The sequence below is a fragment of the Streptococcus alactolyticus genome, from assembly GCF_012277075.1.
Classification (GTDB): domain Bacteria; phylum Bacillota; class Bacilli; order Lactobacillales; family Streptococcaceae; genus Streptococcus; species Streptococcus alactolyticus.
In genome coordinates this window covers 584,343-600,007 of sequence record NZ_JAAXMT010000005.1, presented here as the reverse complement: position 1 = coordinate 600,007, position 15,665 = coordinate 584,343, and the positions used below count along the sequence as shown (strand labels likewise).

Genomic DNA, 15,665 nt, shown 5'->3' with positions numbered 1-15,665 from the left:
AGCTCATTTTCCCTTTCTTAAAACTATACTCATCCCAGCTCATGACAGTAGGCAGGTGATTCAAGTTGGTTTTAAACTGAAACTCATTGAGCATACGGATGACAGTTGAGGTTGACACCGATAGCTCCTCAGCTATTTTTGTCATGGAGGTCTTTTCGATGAGTTTTTGAGCGATTTTTTGATTGAGGATCGTCGGGATTTGATGATTCTTCTTGACGAGAGAAGTCTCAGCGACTTGCATCTTTCGACAGTTTGAACAGCGAAAGCGACGCTTCTTAAGAAAGATTCGACACTTGAAGCCGACACAGTCCAGATAAGGGATTTTAGAGGCTTTCTGGAAGTCGTATTTAGTCATCTTTCCCCTACAATGCGAACAACCAGGTGCATCGTAATCAAGAGAAGCTATAATTTCCTTGTGTGTTTGACAGTCTACAATATCGTTGATTGTGATATTTTGGTCTTTCATTCCGAGTAGTTTTGTGATAGTATTGAAGTGTTCCATATGATTCTTTCTAATGAGTAGTTTCGTCGCTTTTCATTATAAGTCATATGGGGCTTTTTTTCTATGCACGAAAAGGCTCCATAACTTCTGACTGGGTGTTACCCACTACAGAAATTATAGAGCCGAAAAAGCCATGTCAGGTTATGCTGATGTGGCTTTGTTTTTTATGTTCGTGGAATTTGTGATATAATACACAGACGTAAGGAGGATTTTGTATGTCTGGACATAACAAATGGAGCAAAATCAAAAACAAAAAAGGCGAAGCAGATGCTAAACGAGGGGCTGTTTTTAATAAATTGTCCCGTGAAATTTTTGTAACAGCTAAAGCTGGTGGGGACGATCCAGCCATGAATGCCAGCCTTCGCATGGTATTAGACAAGGCGCGTGCGGCGAATATGCCAAAAGATAACATCAATCGTGCCATTAAAAAGGCAACTGATGTTGGGGACACAACAAACTATGACGAGATTACTTATGAGGGCTATGGTCCTGGCGGTGTAGCGATTTTAGTACACACGTTAACAGACAACAAAAAACGTACGGATGCCAACCTACATACTATTTTTACCCGCAATGGAGGTAATATGGGCTCAACAGGTTCAGTGGCTTATATGTTTGACCGCAAGGGGCATTTGGTGATCGAACGTGAAGGCTTAGATCTCAGTGAAGATGATATGCTGGGAATGATTTTAGAAGCTGGGGCTGATGATCTGAAAACAACAGATGACGTGTTTGAAATTTTGACAGAACCCAAAGCTTTTCCTGAAGTGAAAGAAGCCTTGCAAGCTCAAAACCTTACCTTTGCCCACGCCCAATTGAGCATGATTCCGCAAAACTATGTCAGTCTTGATGAAGAACAAGCAGCTATCTTGGAAAAACTCGTTGATAAATTAGAAGACGATGACGATGTTCAAGACGTTTACACCAACATGGCAGAGGATTAAGACAATAGCATAATACTCACCCCACACAAAAACTCCCTACCCACCAAGCTTTGCGCTTGTGGATAAGGAGTTTTTTCTTGTTATTTCACGAACATGGCATCGCCAAAACTAAAGAAACGGTAGTGTTGGTCAATGGCGTGTTGATAGGCTTCAAGCACAAATTCACGTCCTGCAAAGGCAGATACGAGCATTACGAGGGTTGATTTTGGCAAGTGGAAGTTGGTTGAAAAGGCATCAACAACCTTAAAGTCATAACCAGGTTTGATGAAAATGTTGGTCCAACCGCTATCTGCTTTAATCTCACCGTTAAATTTGGAACCGATGGTTTCAAGGGTGCGGATAGAAGTTGTTCCGACGGCTACCACGCGACCGCCAGCAGCCTTGACGTCGCGCAAGGTTTGAGCGGCTTCTTCAGAAAGGGTGTAAAATTCAGAATGCATTTCGTGTTCGTCAATATTATCCACAGAAACAGGGCGGAAAGTTCCCAAACCAACGTGGAGCGTTAGGTAAACCAATTTGACGCCTTTGGCCTCAATTTTTTCCAACAAATCTTGCGTAAAATGCAGTCCAGCTGTTGGTGCAGCTGCAGAGCCATTTTCCTTAGCATAGACAGTTTGGTAGCGCTCAGGGTCATCTAGCTTTTCATGGATATAAGGTGGCAAGGGCATTTCACCAAGACTTTCGAGCACTTCAAGGAAAATCCCATCGTAGTCAAATTCTACAATGCGTCCGCCATGGTCCAACTCTTCCTTGACCGTAGCAGTCAAACGCCCATCACCAAAGGACACTTTAGCCCCCACGCGCAAGCGTTTGGCAGGTTTAGCCAGCACTTCCCACTGGTCGCCTTGTGTATTTTTCAAAAGCAATAATTCCACGTGACCGTGCGTGTCAGGTTTTTCACCGTACAAGCGAGCAGGCAAAACACGTGTGTTGTTCATCACGAGGGCATCGCCAGGGTTCAATTCGTCCAAAATGTGGTCAAAATGCGTGTCTACCATGTCATGGGTTTTACGGTCAATAACCAACAATTTAGAGCTATCACGTTTTTCAAGAGGGGTTTGTGCAATCAATTCCTCAGGCAAATCAAAATCAAAATCTTTGATGTTCATGTTATTATCCTTAATTCTTATAGTTTATCAATTCTACATTATAACACGCAAATGCCTTGCCGTCATCTCACACTTCTCTATACTAGCTATAAAAAAGAGAATATCTCTCTTTTATTGTAACCATTCTAAAAAAGTGCTATAATAAAAGCGAAGTTTATTTAGAATTATTATAAATATTTTTTATGATAAGGGACTTGATGTAAGCAGTCATCGTACCATAAACACGGGGGAGGTGATGAAATTGGCTATTAAGAATTATGCGAAGTCGATTGTCTATGGTGGGATGGATGGGATTGTAACCACGTTTGCCGTAGTAGCTGGTGCTGTCGGGGGTAACTTAGGAGTTGAATCTATCTTGATTTTAGGTTTTTCTAATCTCTTGGCAGATGGTTTCTCTATGGCAGCTGGGGATTATTTGAGTTCGACAACAGAAGAGTCTAACATCAAAGATAAGTCTATCAAGAATGCCTTAGCAACCTTTGCTTCTTTCATCATTTTTGGCTTGATTCCTTTATTATCTTACATTTTCATGGGAGTATCGACGGTCTTTAAAGCCCATACCTTCTTGTTGGCCTGCTTGTTTGTATCTTTTGCCCTCTTTTTGTTAGGTTTGGTTAAAGGCTTAATTGCAGGTGAAAACAAGGCAAAAGAAATCTTCAGAACCTTGTTTATCGGTCTGGTGGCAGCTCTTTTTGCTTACTATGTCGGAGAAGTGCTTGGTCATATCGCAGGTACTATCTAGATTTTAAAAAGAAAATATCGAAGTTTGAGAGTTTGGCTCTCAGACTTTTTTTGTTTCAAAAATTTTCTTGACAAAGATTGGTATATACCATATAATAAAAATAGATAAACGGTCTATACCAAACAAGGAGGCGTTACAATGAGAATCATTCGTGTACAAAATCAAATAGAAGGCGGTCAAGTGGCATTCTCACTCTTAAAAGATGAAATGGCTAAAGGTGCTAAGACATTGGGCTTGGCAACAGGTAGCACGCCACTTGCTTTTTACGATGAGATCAGAAAGAGTGATCTTGATTTTTCAGACATGACCAGTGTCAATTTGGATGAGTATGTGGGCTTGGCAGCTGATAATGACCAAAGTTACCATTACTTCATGCAGGAAAATCTTTTCCGGGCCAAATCCTTTAAAGAAAGTTTCCTTCCAAACGGGTTGGCAAGTGATTTACAAGAAGAAACACGTCGTTATGATCAAGTGATTGCAGAACACCCTATCGATTTTCAAATTTTAGGGATTGGTCACAATGGGCATATTGGTTTTAATGAACCTGGAACGTCATTTGATGTGACGACACATGTTGTTAATTTGGCAGAAGATACAATTAAAGTAAATAGCCGTTTCTTTGATAGCATTGACGATGTGCCAAAACAAGCCATTTCAATGGGAATTCAATCCATCATGCAATCTAAAATGATTGTCTTAATGGCTTATGGTCAAGGCAAAGCTGATGCTATTAAACAAATGATCGAAGGACCTGTGACAGAAGACTTACCAGCCAGCGTTCTTCAAAAACACCCTAACGTAGTGGTTATTGTGGACGAAGCTGCTGCCAGCGCATTGGATTAAGTTTATTTTTGGCAAGATCTTGCTTGAGTCATGATACAATAGTCCTATGCGTTTAGATAAATTATTAGGACAGGCGGGCTTTGGCTCGCGAAATCAGGTGAAAAAATTGATCCGTAGCCGTCAGGTTTATGTGGACGGGCGTTTGGCTGAGTCGGATAATCTCAATGTCGAACCAAGTCTACAAGCCATTACGGTATCAGGTAAATCCGTGACCGCGTCATCTGAGAAGTATTTTCTCCTTCATAAGCCAACAGGAGTCGTTTCTGCGGTGTCGGATAAGGAACATCAGACGGTAATTGATTTGATAAAGCAAGGGGACCGCGTTTCTGGGCTTTATCCTGTTGGGCGTTTGGACCGCGACACAGAAGGCCTTCTCTTGATAACCAATAATGGTCCCTTGGGCTATCGCCTCCTGCACCCCAAGCATCATGTTACAAAGACTTATTATGTTGAAGTGAATGCCCTATTGGCGGAGGATGCTCCTGACTTTTTTGCAAATAGGGTAACTTTTGCGGACGGTACGGTTTGTAAGCCTGCTAGGCTTGAACTGATCATGACGAGTTCAGATAAAAGTTCGGCCTACATTACCATTTCCGAAGGTAAATTTCACCAAATTAAAAAGATGTTTTTGGCTTACGGTGTGAAGGTGATTTACCTGAAACGCCTAACTTTTGGCGATTTTCAATTAGGTGATTTGCCCAAGGGTCGCTACCGTGAATTGACAGTATCAGAAAAAGAAATCTTGAAAACCTATTTGGATTAGCCTCCAATGGTTTTCAGGATTTTTTCGAATAAAGCGGTAGGAGGTGTGTTTATGTTATCAGCACTCGATGAAAAGGGGCAATTGGTGTCGGTATTGGACGGCATTCCAGACAAACAAGCCTTTAGGTACCCTGCCTGTTATGCTGCTTTGCATTTGAAAAATGGCATGGTTTTGCGCCCGCATTTTGCCCATGTGTCTTTGGAGCAATGCGACTTTTACCATGAAAATGAAAGTAGCGAACACCTGCAGTTGAAAGCAGCTCTCTACCGTGCTATTACGCGAACAGATGACGTCGTGGTAGAGCAAGTTCTGCCAGAGTTACAACAAGTAGCAGATGTCATGGTTAATGGTCATTTGGCCTTGGAAGTGCAATGTTCTCGCTTGTCGCAGAAGCGTTTGTTTGATCGCACGCGGGCTTATCAAGAGCACGGTTTTCAAGTGCTTTGGCTCTTGGGTAAAAAGTTGTGGTTGGGTGAACGCTTGTCTTCTTTGCAGCGGCACTTTTTGTATTTTTCACAAAACATGGGGTTTCATTTGTGGGAGCTGGATGCCACACAGGAAGTTATTCGGTTGCACTATTTGATTTATGAAGATTGGCATGGCAAGTTGCATTATAAGACTAGGACATGTGCGTTTTCAGATGATGTGATGGCTTTTTTGCGTTTGCCCTACCAAAGACAAGCCTTATCTTGTTACAGCGTCGAGCAAGACCCGCAGTTACTGACCTATATTCAAAGGCAATTGCTGGCGCGTCAGAGCAAATGGCTGCAAAGGCAGGAACAGGCCTATTTGAAAGGAACTAATTTGTTGAGCCTGCCCTTGTCTGCTTATTACCCCCAGGTTCGCCCCTTAACAGCGAAAGAAGGTTTTTGCCAGATTAGGCAGGATTTATCTGTCTTTTATGAGCAATTTAGCCGTTATTACCAAAATCAGTCGGAAAAAGAACGTCAATGGCTTTATCCACCAGCCTATTATGATAAAATGGTAGGTAAAGAGCAAAAAGGAGAATAAGATGTCAGATAATCGTCGTCATATTGATGAAAAATACCAATGGGATTTGCGTACCGTGTTTGCGACTGATGAAGCTTGGGAGCGAGAATTGGCAGCTATCGCGTCAGACTTGGATGAAGCCAAAAAATGTAAGGGACACTTGGTTGAATCTAGCCAAAATTTGCTAAGCATCACGGAGCAATATTTGGACTTGTCGCGCCGTTTGGAGAAGGTTTATGTGTATGCGTCAATGAAAAATGACCAAGACACAACAGTTGCAAAATACCAAGAATACCAAGCTAAAGCCACAGCCCTTTATGCCAAATTTAGCGAAGTTTTTGCCTTTTATGAGCCTGAGTTGTTGCAGTTGTCGCAGGCAACTTTTGCGGATTTTGTGGCAGAAACGCCAGCCTTATCAGCTTACGCGCATTTCTTCGAGCAATTGTTTAAACGTCAACCACACGTCCTATCACAAGCTGAGGAGGAATTGTTGGCTGGCGCTCAAGAAATTTTTGGGGCTGCGGGTGAAACCTTTGGTATTTTGGATAATGCCGATATGGTTTTCCCTATCGTTTCAGATGATGAAGGCAATCAAGTGCAGTTGACCCACGGCAATTTTATCAGTTTGTTGGAGTCTAAAAATCGTGAAGTTCGCAAAGAAGCTTACCAAGCCATGTATGCAACCTACGAACAATTCCAGCACACTTACGCGAAAACCTTGCAGACCAATGTCAAAGTGCACAACTATGATGCACGCGTTCACCATTTCCAATCAGCTCGTGAGGCAGCTCTTGCGGCTAATGATATTCCAGAATCGGTATATGATACCTTGGTGGAAACGGTCAATGATTACTTGCCACTGTTACACCGTTATGTCGCCTTGCGCAAAAAAATCCTCAAATTAGATGATTTGAAAATGTATGACTTGCATACGCCTCTTTCTGAAATGGACATGAGTTTTACTTATGAGGAGGCTTTGAAGAAGGCTGAGGAGGTTTTGGCTGTTTTTGGTGAAGATTACGCTGCGCGTGTACACCGTGCCTTCACGGAACGTTGGATTGATGTGCATGTTAATAAAGGCAAACGCTCAGGGGCTTATTCAGGTGGGTCTTATGACACCAATGCCTTCATGCTTTTGAACTGGCAAGACACCTTGGACAATCTCTTTACCCTCGTTCACGAAACAGGGCACAGTTTACATTCGACTTTCACACGCGAAAACCAACCTTATGTTTATGGGGATTACAGCATTTTCTTGGCGGAAATTGCATCAACAACCAATGAAAATATCCTGACAGAAACCTTGTTAAAAGAAGTGACAGACGACAAGGCACGTTTTGCCATTTTGAATCATTATTTGGATGGTTTTAAGGGCACTATTTTCCGTCAAACGCAGTTCGCTGAATTTGAGGACAGCATTCATAAGGCAGATCAAGCAGGTGACGTCTTGACAAGTGACTACCTCAACCAACTCTATGCGGAATTAAACGAGAAATACTATGGCCTTAGCAAAGAGGACAATCCTGAAATCCAATACGAATGGGCACGGATTCCGCATTTTTACTACAATTACTACGTTTACCAATACGCAACAGGTTTTGCGGCAGCAAGCTATTTAGCAGATAAAGTGGTGCATGGCACTCAGGCAGACATTGACCGTTATCTTGACTATCTCAAGGAAGGTAGTTCTGATTATCCACTGAATGTGATTGCTAAAGCAGGTGTGGACATGACCAGTCGTGATTACCTTGATGCTGCCTTCAAGATTTTTGAAAAACGTTTGAATGAATTGGAAGCCTTGGTTGAAAAAGGGGCACATCTCTAAAAAGAGTTATGAGGTTGGCTTAGGCTAACCTCGTTTTGTGTTATAATAAAAGCAATTTGTGAAGAGATTGGATAATGAACGTGACAGCATTGATTTGGGATTTTGACGGCACCTTGGTGGATTCTTACGAGGCAATTGGTGAAGCTTTGCAGGCGACTTATGCCCATTATGGCTTGGATTTTGATGAAGAATGGGTGATGGCATTTATCATCAAAGAATCCGTCAAGGCCCTGCTCTATCAAGTGGCAAAAGAGCACCATATGGATTTTGCGGCCTTGTCAGCTTTTTTCAAAAAAGAGCAGGAGGCGCGTGACGATAAGATTAAATCTATGCCACATTTGGTGGAGGTTTTGGCTGCTACTAAGGCAAAAGGAATCAACCATTTTGTCTATACGCATAAGGGCATTACGGTAAATGATGTCTTGGAACGTTTTGGGGTCCGTCAATACATCATCGAAGTGGTGACTTCTGCCAATGGCTTTGCTAGAAAACCTAGTCCAGAAGTCATTGATTATGGGATAGACAAGTACCATTTGGATAAGGCAAGAACTTATTATGTTGGCGACCGTCGTTTAGACGTTGAGGCTGCAGAAAACGTAGGCATTCCATCTCTTAACCTTGGGCAACCGTTTTTAGCCAATAACCAGCATATCGAGGATTTATCAGATATTATCCGTTTGTTTGAAGTATAAAAATCGAGGTAAATCTATTCACATCGGCCGCGTTTTGCTATATAATAACAGTTATGGTTAAATCATATTCAAAAACAGCAAATCACAATATGCGCCGTCCTGTGGTGAAAGAGGACGTTGTGCGTTATATGCGCAATCAACAAAAGCCAAATGAGGGCTATCTCGCAGAACTGGCCGATTTTGCACATCGCGAAAATATTCCTATTATTCAGCACGAAGTTGTGGCTTATTTCCGTTTTTTGATGCAGACCTTGCAGCCCAAAAATATTTTGGAAATCGGAACGGCTATCGGTTTTTCAACGCTTTTGATGGCTGAAAATGCGCCAGGCGCTAAGATTACGACGTTGGACCGTAATCCTGAGATGATTGCCTTTGCTAAGGACAATTTTGCCAAATACGACAAACGTCATCAAATCACCTTGGTTGAGGGCGATGCCGTAGATACCTTGTCAAGCATTGAGGGAGAATTTGACTTTGTCTTTATGGATTCTGCCAAGTCAAAATACATTGTCTTTTTACCAGAAGTTTTGGAACACTTGAAAGTCGGTGGGGTTGTTGTCTTTGATGATGTGTTCCAAGGCGGTGACATTGTTAAGCCAATTGAAGAGGTTCGCCGTGGACAACGTACTATTTACCGCGGCTTGCAGCGTTTGTTTGACGCAACATTGGACAATCCAGATTTGACGGCTACGCTTGTCCCACTGAGCGATGGCTTGTTGATGATTCGCAAAAATGCAGAAGATGTCACGCTATAGATTAAGCAAGATTTAAGATATTATGATATACTGATAGAGTTAACGACAAATTAAGGAGTTTAGTAATGGCTAATAATGAAAATTCAGGGTTCAAGAAAGTGATTCAAAGCACAGCTTTCAAAGGGATTTCAATTGCGGTAGCGTCAGCGTTAATCGGTGCTGGTATTACTTACCTTGCAACAAATAATAACTCAGAAAATAAAGCATTGGTTACTATGAAAGGCGATACTATTACTGTATCTGATTTTTACAATGCTGCAAAAGATAGCTCGTCTTCAAAACAAACTATGTTGAACTTGATTTTGTCACGCGTGTTCGAAGAACAATACGGTGATAAAGTATCAAGTGAAGATGTGGATAAAGCTTACGACAAAACAGCAGAGTCATACGGTTCATCATTCTCCAGTGCATTGGCTAATGCTGGTTTGACTGCCGACACTTACAAACAACAAATCCGCACATCAATGCTTGTGGAATATGCTGTTAAACAAGCGGCTAAGAAAGAATTGACTACTAAAAACTACGAAGAAGCTTACAAAGACTACCAACCAGACACAACAGCTGTTGTGATTGCTTTGGATGATGAAGAAAAAGCTAATTCTGTTCATGACCAAGCAACAGCTGACGGTGCTGATTTTGATACTATCGCAAAAGATAACACAACTGCGAAGAAAACAGAATACACATTCAATTCAGCAAGCACTGATTTGCCAGAAAGCGTTATGGAAGCTGCCTTTAACCAAGACGAAGGTTCTGTTTCTGATGTAATTAAAGTTATGGATACCTCAACTTATTCATACAAATACTACATCGTTAAAACAACTAAGAAAACAGAAAAAGATTCAAACTGGAAGACTTATAAGAAAGAGTTGAAGAAAATCATTATGGCACAATACCAAAATGATACAAACTTCCAAAACCAAGTGATTGCAGATACACTTGAAAAAGCTAACGTTAAGATTAAAGACAACAGCTTTGCAAGCATCTTATCACAATATGCTACAAGCTCATCATCAAGCTCTTCTAAATCATCAAGCTCATCAGACAGTTCTTCAGAGTCTAGCTCATCTGAATCTGAATCAAGTTCATCTGAAGCAACATCAGCAAGCGAAGAAGCGTCAACAACTGAGTCAAGCTCTAATGAGTAACAAACTTGACCAGACGTTAAAATTACAGTACAATTAAGGGGATTGAGAATCGTTTTATCTTTCGGATACAGAAAAGTGGTGGCTGCTGCGAACCATGGAAGAGGGTAAATCGTGCTACTCGATTGCCGTTAGGTTATCAAGTCTGAATTGTCTTGAGATAGCCTACTAAACAATTAAAAACGTAAATGAAGAATGACAAGTTCATTGAATAGAGGTGGTACCGCGGCTAGTGTCGCCCTCTGGATATGGCTTGTCGTTTTTTTGTGAGCATGTGCAAACGTCACATGCCATCAAATAGAGATAAAGGATACACGTAATGAAACAATTAACTAGTGCACAAGTGCGTCAAATGTGGTTGGATTTTTGGAAATCAAAAGGTCACTCAGTAGAACCATCAGCTAACTTGGTTCCTGTTAATGACCCAACCTTGTTATGGATTAACTCAGGTGTGGCAACACTGAAAAAATACTTTGACGGTACAGTTGTCCCAGAAAACCCACGTATTACCAATGCCCAAAAAGCTATTCGTACAAATGATATTGAAAATGTTGGTAAGACAGCCCGTCACCATACGATGTTTGAAATGTTGGGGAATTTCTCTGTGGGGGATTACTTCCGTGATGAAGCCATCACTTGGGGATTTGAATTGTTGACAAGTCCTGAGTGGTTTGATTTCCCACAAGACAAACTTTACATGACTTACTACCCAGATGATAAAGACACTTACAATCGTTGGATTTCTCTTGGTGTTGAGCCAAGTCACTTGATTCCGATTGAAGATAACTTCTGGGAGATTGGTGCTGGACCTTCAGGACCAGATACCGAAATCTTCTTTGACCGTGGGGAAGACTTTGACCCTGACCACCTTGGTATCAAATTATTGGCTGAAGACATTGAAAACGACCGCTACATCGAAATTTGGAACATCGTTTTGTCACAATTCAACGCTGATCCTGCTGTTCCGCGTTCAGAATACAAGGAATTGCCGCATAAAAACATTGATACGGGTGCTGGTTTGGAACGTTTGGTTGCAGTTATGCAAGGGGCTAAAACAAACTTTGAAACAGACCTCTTTATGCCAATCATTCGTGACATTGAAAAATTATCTGGTAAAACCTACGATCCAGATGGCGACAACATGAGCTTCAAAGTCATTGCTGACCATATCCGTTCGCTTTCATTTGCCATCGGTGATGGTGCTCTTCCTGGTAACGAAGGCCGTGGTTACGTGCTTCGTCGCTTGCTTCGTCGTGCTGTTATGCATGGTCGTCGCTTGGGCATCAACAAACCATTCTTGTACCAATTGGTTCCAACCGTTGGTCAAATCATGGAATCTTATTACCCAGAAATCCTTGAAAAACAAGATTTCATTGAAAAAATCGTTAAACACGAAGAAGAAACCTTTGCTCGTACCATTGATGCTGGTTCAAATATGCTAGATGGATTGTTGGCTGAATTGAAAGCAGAAGGCAAAGATACCGTTGACGGAAAAGACATCTTCAAATTGTATGATACTTACGGTTTCCCAGTTGAATTGACAGAAGAATTGGCAGAGGACCAAGGTTTCAAGATTGACCATGCTGGTTTTGAAGCTGCCATGAAAGAACAACAAGAACGTGCTCGTGCTAGCGTGGTTAAAGGTGGTTCAATGGCTATGCAAAACGAAACCCTTTCAAGCATTACAGAACCTTCTGTCTTTAGTTATGAAGACGAAGTGCTTGATGCGAGCTTGTCTGTTATCATTGCGGACAACGAACGTACAGAAGCGGTTTCTGAAGGTCAAGCCCTTCTTGTCTTTGACCAAACACCGTTCTACGCTGAAATGGGTGGACAAGTAGCTGACCACGGGGTTATTAAAAATGATAAAGGCGACATTGTGGCGCGTGTGACGGATGTGCAAAAAGCACCAAACGGTCAACCTCTTCATACGGTTGATGTTTTGGCAAGCTTGTCTGTTGGCACAACTTACACGCTTGAAATCGACAGCAAACGCCGTCACCGTGTGATTAAAAACCACACAGCTACTCACTTGCTTCACGCAGCCCTTCACAATATCATCGGCGACCATGCTACCCAAGCAGGTTCATTGAATGAAGAAAGCTTCTTGCGTTTTGACTTCACTCACTTTGAAGCCGTAACGCCTGAAGAATTGCGTCGTATCGAAGAAGAAGTTAACCAACAAATTTGGAATGCTATTCCTGTTAAAACCATTGAAACAAATATTGATACGGCTAAATCAATGGGTGCTATGGCTCTATTTGGTGAAAAATACGGTAAAAATGTTCGTGTGGTAACCATCGGTGATTACTCAATCGAGCTTTGCGGTGGAACACACGTGTCAAACACTTCTGAAATTGGTATCTTCAAGATTGTGAAAGAAGAAGGAATTGGTTCAGGAACACGTCGTATTATTGCCGTGACTAGCCAAGAAGCCTTTGAAGCTTACCGTCAAGAAGAAGAAGACCTTAAAGTTATTGCTGCAACTTTGAAAGTTCCTCAATTGAAAGAAGTGACTAACAAAGTAGCAAGCTTGCAAGAACAATTGCACCAATTGCAAAAAGAAAATGCGGAATTGAAAGAAAAAGCTGCAGCTGCCCAAGCTGGTGATGTCTTTAAAGACGTCAAAAAAGCTAACGGCGTTCGCTATATTGCAAGTCAAGTAACGGTTTCTGACGCTGGTGCCCTTCGTACTTTTGCAGACAACTGGAAACAAAAAGATTACTCTGACGTGCTTGTATTGGCCGCAGCTATTGGCGAAAAAGTCAATGTCCTTGTGGCAAGCAAATCAAAAGACGTTCATGCGGGTAACTTGATTAAAGCTTTGGCACCAATTGTTTCTGGTCGTGGTGGTGGTAAACCAGACATGGCTATGGCAGGTGGTTCTGACGTTGCTAAGATTGCAGACCTTCTTGCAGCAGTTGCTGAAAACGTGTAACAAACCGCATCAGTTAGGCAGCAGCTTAGCAGATTAAGGAGTTGTTTTAAAGTAGATGACACCCAAAAATAGACTTTTAAAAATGGCTATTGTCTTTATCGGCTTGACCTTGCTTATTTTGATCTATATGGCTATCAAAGAGGCGGTAAGCGGACATCTTAATATGGTTTATCTTATCGCAATCCTAGCTGAAGGGAGTTTATTGAGCAGTTTTGTCAGGCTATTAAAGGAAAAGTCCAAATAATCATGAGGAGTTCCAATTGGGAACTCCTTTTTGGTTATAGTTTTTAACTATCGATTGCTTTTGAAATAACTATTTTACGATGTGAGGCGATGCTGCTATAATAGGCACTAAGATTTTAGAAGATTATTGCCATATAGAATCGAGGATACAATGAAAGTAGCACTTATTCAGATGGCTATTCGTGAAGGACAGCCTAAGCAAAATACAAAAACCGTATTGGCATTATTGGAAAAAGCGGTGCTGGATGAACCTGATGTGATTGTTCTGCCTGAAATGTGGAACACAGGTTATGCTTTGAGCCAGCTTGCTGATTTGGCAGATGACAATGGTGAAAGGACCAAAACTCTTTTGCGGGCCTTTGCCAAGAAACACCATGTAAATATCGTGGCAGGTTCGGTAGCAACCAAGAAAAAAGATAGCTTTTTTAACACGACTTATGTTTTTGATCGGACGGGACAGGTCATTGTGGACTATGATAAAATTCATTTGTTTGGTCTGATGGGAGAGGATCAATTTTTGCAAGCAGGGCACCAGCCAAGTACTTTTGTTTTGGATGGCATTCAGGCGGCTAGTGTCATTTGTTATGACATTTGGTTTCCAGAATGGATTCGGACGCTCATGTCTGGTGGTGCCAAAGTTCTGTTTGTGGTGGCTGAGTGGCCGACAGAACGCGTGGCGCAGTGGGAAATCTTATTGCGGGCGCGTGCGGTTGAAAATCAGGCCTTTGTTGTCGCTGTGAATCGGGTTGGCAAAGGAGATTTGGATAGCTTTTCAGGACACTCCTTGGTTATCAATCCTTTAGGAGAAGTGATTTTACAAGTGCCAGATAACCAAGAAGGTGTTTTTTCCACTTGTTTGGATTGGTCAGAAGTGGAAAAAGTACGCGGGCAAATACCTGTTTTTGCGGATCGAAAACCCCAGTTGTATCATTAAGGAGGCGTGCAGATGTTTTCACAATCACAGATTTTACAAGATTTACCCAAACAATTTTTCGTCAATCTGGTGGCCAAGGTAAATGCCAAGCAGGCTGAAGGGTATGATGTTATCAATCTCGGACAAGGCAATCCGGACCAGCCGACCTATGATTTCATTGTAGATGCCTTGATTGCTTCGGCTAAAAATCCAGTGTCGCATAAATATTCATCTTTTCGTGGGAATGCTCATTTTAAAGAGGCAGTGAGTCAATTTTATCGGGAACATTATCAGGTTGATCTTAATAGCGAAAAGGAGATTTGCGTGCTTGGTGGTGCTAAAATCGGTTTGGTGGAATTTCCTTTGGCTTTGATGAATCCTGGGGATTTGTTGCTACTGCCTGACCCTGGCTACCCTGATTACCTGTCTAGTGTGGCCTTGGCGCAGATTGATTATGCGACATTTCCATTGACCAAAGCCAATCACTTTTTGCCTGATTTAACAGCTATTCCTGAGGACGTAGCAAAACGGGCTAAGTTTATTTATGTCAATTACCCCAATAATCCGACGGGTGCGGTGGCAACTGCAGCCTTTTACGAAGAATTGGTGGCTTGGGCTAAAGCCTACGATGTCGGTGTTATCAGCGATTTTGCTTACGGTGCCTCGGGAGCAGAAGGTTATGAAAACCCAAACTTTCTTTCCACACCTGGAGCTAAGGACGTCGGCATTGAACTATACACTTTCTCCAAAACCTTTAATATGGCAGGCTGGAGGCTTGCTTTTGCGGCTGGCAATGCTCAGTTGATTGAGGCGCTTAACTTGTTGCAAGACCACTTGTTTGTGAGCGTCTTTCCAGCGATTCAAGATGCAGGTGCGGTGGCACTTTTGGATGAACGGTCGAAAGATGCCGTTGCAGACTTAAATAAGACTTACGATGAACGACGTCGTGCCTTTGTTCAAGCCGCTGAGAAGATTGGTTGGCACGCTTTTGATTCCAAAGGGTCATTCTATGCTTGGATGCCTGTGCCAGAAGGTTATGACAGTGAGCAGTTTGCTGACTTGCTTTTAAATGAAGCCCACGTGGCTGTCGCACCAGGAAAAGCCTTTGGGAAACAAGGTGACAGCTATGTCAGAATCGGTTTATTGGTTGATCCCGAACGTTTGGTCGAAGCTGTTGAGCGCATCGGCAAATTACATCTGTTTGAAAAGACGAATTCCCATTTGTAACGATACAAAGGGAATCAGATTATTTCCCTCGTTA

The 15,665-nt window shown here is 42.1% G+C and carries 15 protein-coding genes; 13 read left to right on the top strand and 2 right to left on the bottom strand.

Going from position 1 to position 15,665, the window contains the following annotated elements:
• Positions 1 to 502: transposase family protein (locus HFK82_RS04815; protein ID WP_168261003.1), on the bottom strand; the 502-nt coding region annotated here is incomplete at its 3' end.
• Between the two features lie 215 nt (positions 503 to 717).
• Here HFK82_RS04815 and HFK82_RS04810 point away from each other — a divergent pair.
• On the top strand, positions 718 to 1,446 hold the full coding sequence (locus HFK82_RS04810) for a YebC/PmpR family DNA-binding transcriptional regulator (protein WP_168261002.1): 729 nt from the start codon (positions 718 to 720) through the stop codon (positions 1,444 to 1,446).
• An 80-nt stretch (positions 1,447 to 1,526) separates the two neighbouring features.
• Here HFK82_RS04810 and queA read toward each other — a convergent pair whose 3' ends face one another.
• A complete protein-coding gene (gene queA, locus HFK82_RS04805) occupies positions 1,527 to 2,555 on the bottom strand; it encodes a tRNA preQ1(34) S-adenosylmethionine ribosyltransferase-isomerase QueA (protein WP_168261001.1) in 1,029 nt (342 codons plus the stop codon).
• A gap of 241 nt (positions 2,556 to 2,796) precedes the next feature.
• On the opposite strand from queA, the gene HFK82_RS04800 reads away from it, so the two are divergent.
• The 12 genes from HFK82_RS04800 to HFK82_RS04745 all read left to right on the top strand — a co-directional run bounded on the left by HFK82_RS04800 (position 2,797) and on the right by HFK82_RS04745 (position 15,631).
• Entirely contained in the window at positions 2,797 to 3,297 is a 501-nt protein-coding gene (locus HFK82_RS04800) for a VIT1/CCC1 transporter family protein (protein ID WP_206151197.1), read from the top strand.
• A gap of 138 nt (positions 3,298 to 3,435) precedes the next feature.
• On the top strand, positions 3,436 to 4,140 hold the full coding sequence (gene nagB / locus HFK82_RS04795; RefSeq protein ID WP_168260999.1) for a glucosamine-6-phosphate deaminase: 705 nt from the start codon (positions 3,436 to 3,438) through the stop codon (positions 4,138 to 4,140).
• A 46-nt stretch (positions 4,141 to 4,186) separates the two neighbouring features.
• Positions 4,187 to 4,903 (top strand): pseudouridine synthase, encoded by a 717-nt coding sequence (locus tag HFK82_RS04790; protein ID WP_154454414.1) that lies wholly within the window; start codon positions 4,187 to 4,189, stop codon positions 4,901 to 4,903.
• Positions 4,904 to 4,954: 51 nt separating this feature from the next.
• Positions 4,955 to 5,914, top strand: coding sequence for a competence protein CoiA (locus tag HFK82_RS04785; protein ID WP_168260998.1), 960 nt, complete (start codon positions 4,955 to 4,957; stop codon positions 5,912 to 5,914).
• Position 5,915: 1 nt separating this feature from the next.
• Complete coding sequence (pepF, locus tag HFK82_RS04780) at positions 5,916 to 7,718, top strand: oligoendopeptidase F (protein ID WP_168260997.1); 1,803 nt, start codon at positions 5,916 to 5,918, stop codon at positions 7,716 to 7,718.
• Positions 7,719 to 7,798: 80 nt separating this feature from the next.
• Positions 7,799 to 8,410, top strand: coding sequence for an HAD-IA family hydrolase (locus HFK82_RS04775; protein WP_168261029.1), 612 nt, complete (start codon positions 7,799 to 7,801; stop codon positions 8,408 to 8,410).
• Positions 8,411 to 8,463: 53 nt separating this feature from the next.
• Positions 8,464 to 9,165, top strand: a complete 702-nt coding sequence (locus HFK82_RS04770) for an O-methyltransferase (RefSeq protein ID WP_168260996.1) — start codon at positions 8,464 to 8,466, stop codon at positions 9,163 to 9,165.
• Between the two features lie 65 nt (positions 9,166 to 9,230).
• Positions 9,231 to 10,313 carry a peptidyl-prolyl cis-trans isomerase gene (locus HFK82_RS04765; RefSeq protein WP_168260995.1) on the top strand — a complete coding sequence of 361 codons (1,083 nt, stop codon included), beginning with the start codon at positions 9,231 to 9,233 and terminating at the stop codon, positions 10,311 to 10,313.
• A gap of 316 nt (positions 10,314 to 10,629) precedes the next feature.
• On the top strand, positions 10,630 to 13,248 hold the full coding sequence (alaS, locus tag HFK82_RS04760; protein WP_168260994.1) for an alanine--tRNA ligase: 2,619 nt from the start codon (positions 10,630 to 10,632) through the stop codon (positions 13,246 to 13,248).
• A 55-nt stretch (positions 13,249 to 13,303) separates the two neighbouring features.
• Complete coding sequence (locus HFK82_RS04755) at positions 13,304 to 13,492, top strand: peptidase (protein WP_168260993.1); 189 nt, start codon at positions 13,304 to 13,306, stop codon at positions 13,490 to 13,492.
• A gap of 150 nt (positions 13,493 to 13,642) precedes the next feature.
• Positions 13,643 to 14,425: a carbon-nitrogen family hydrolase gene (locus tag HFK82_RS04750; protein ID WP_168260992.1), complete on the top strand. Its 783-nt coding sequence runs from the start codon at positions 13,643 to 13,645 to the stop codon at positions 14,423 to 14,425.
• A gap of 12 nt (positions 14,426 to 14,437) precedes the next feature.
• A complete protein-coding gene (locus tag HFK82_RS04745) occupies positions 14,438 to 15,631 on the top strand; it encodes a pyridoxal phosphate-dependent aminotransferase (protein ID WP_168260991.1) in 1,194 nt (397 codons plus the stop codon).
• Positions 15,632 to 15,665 lie beyond the last annotated feature (34 nt).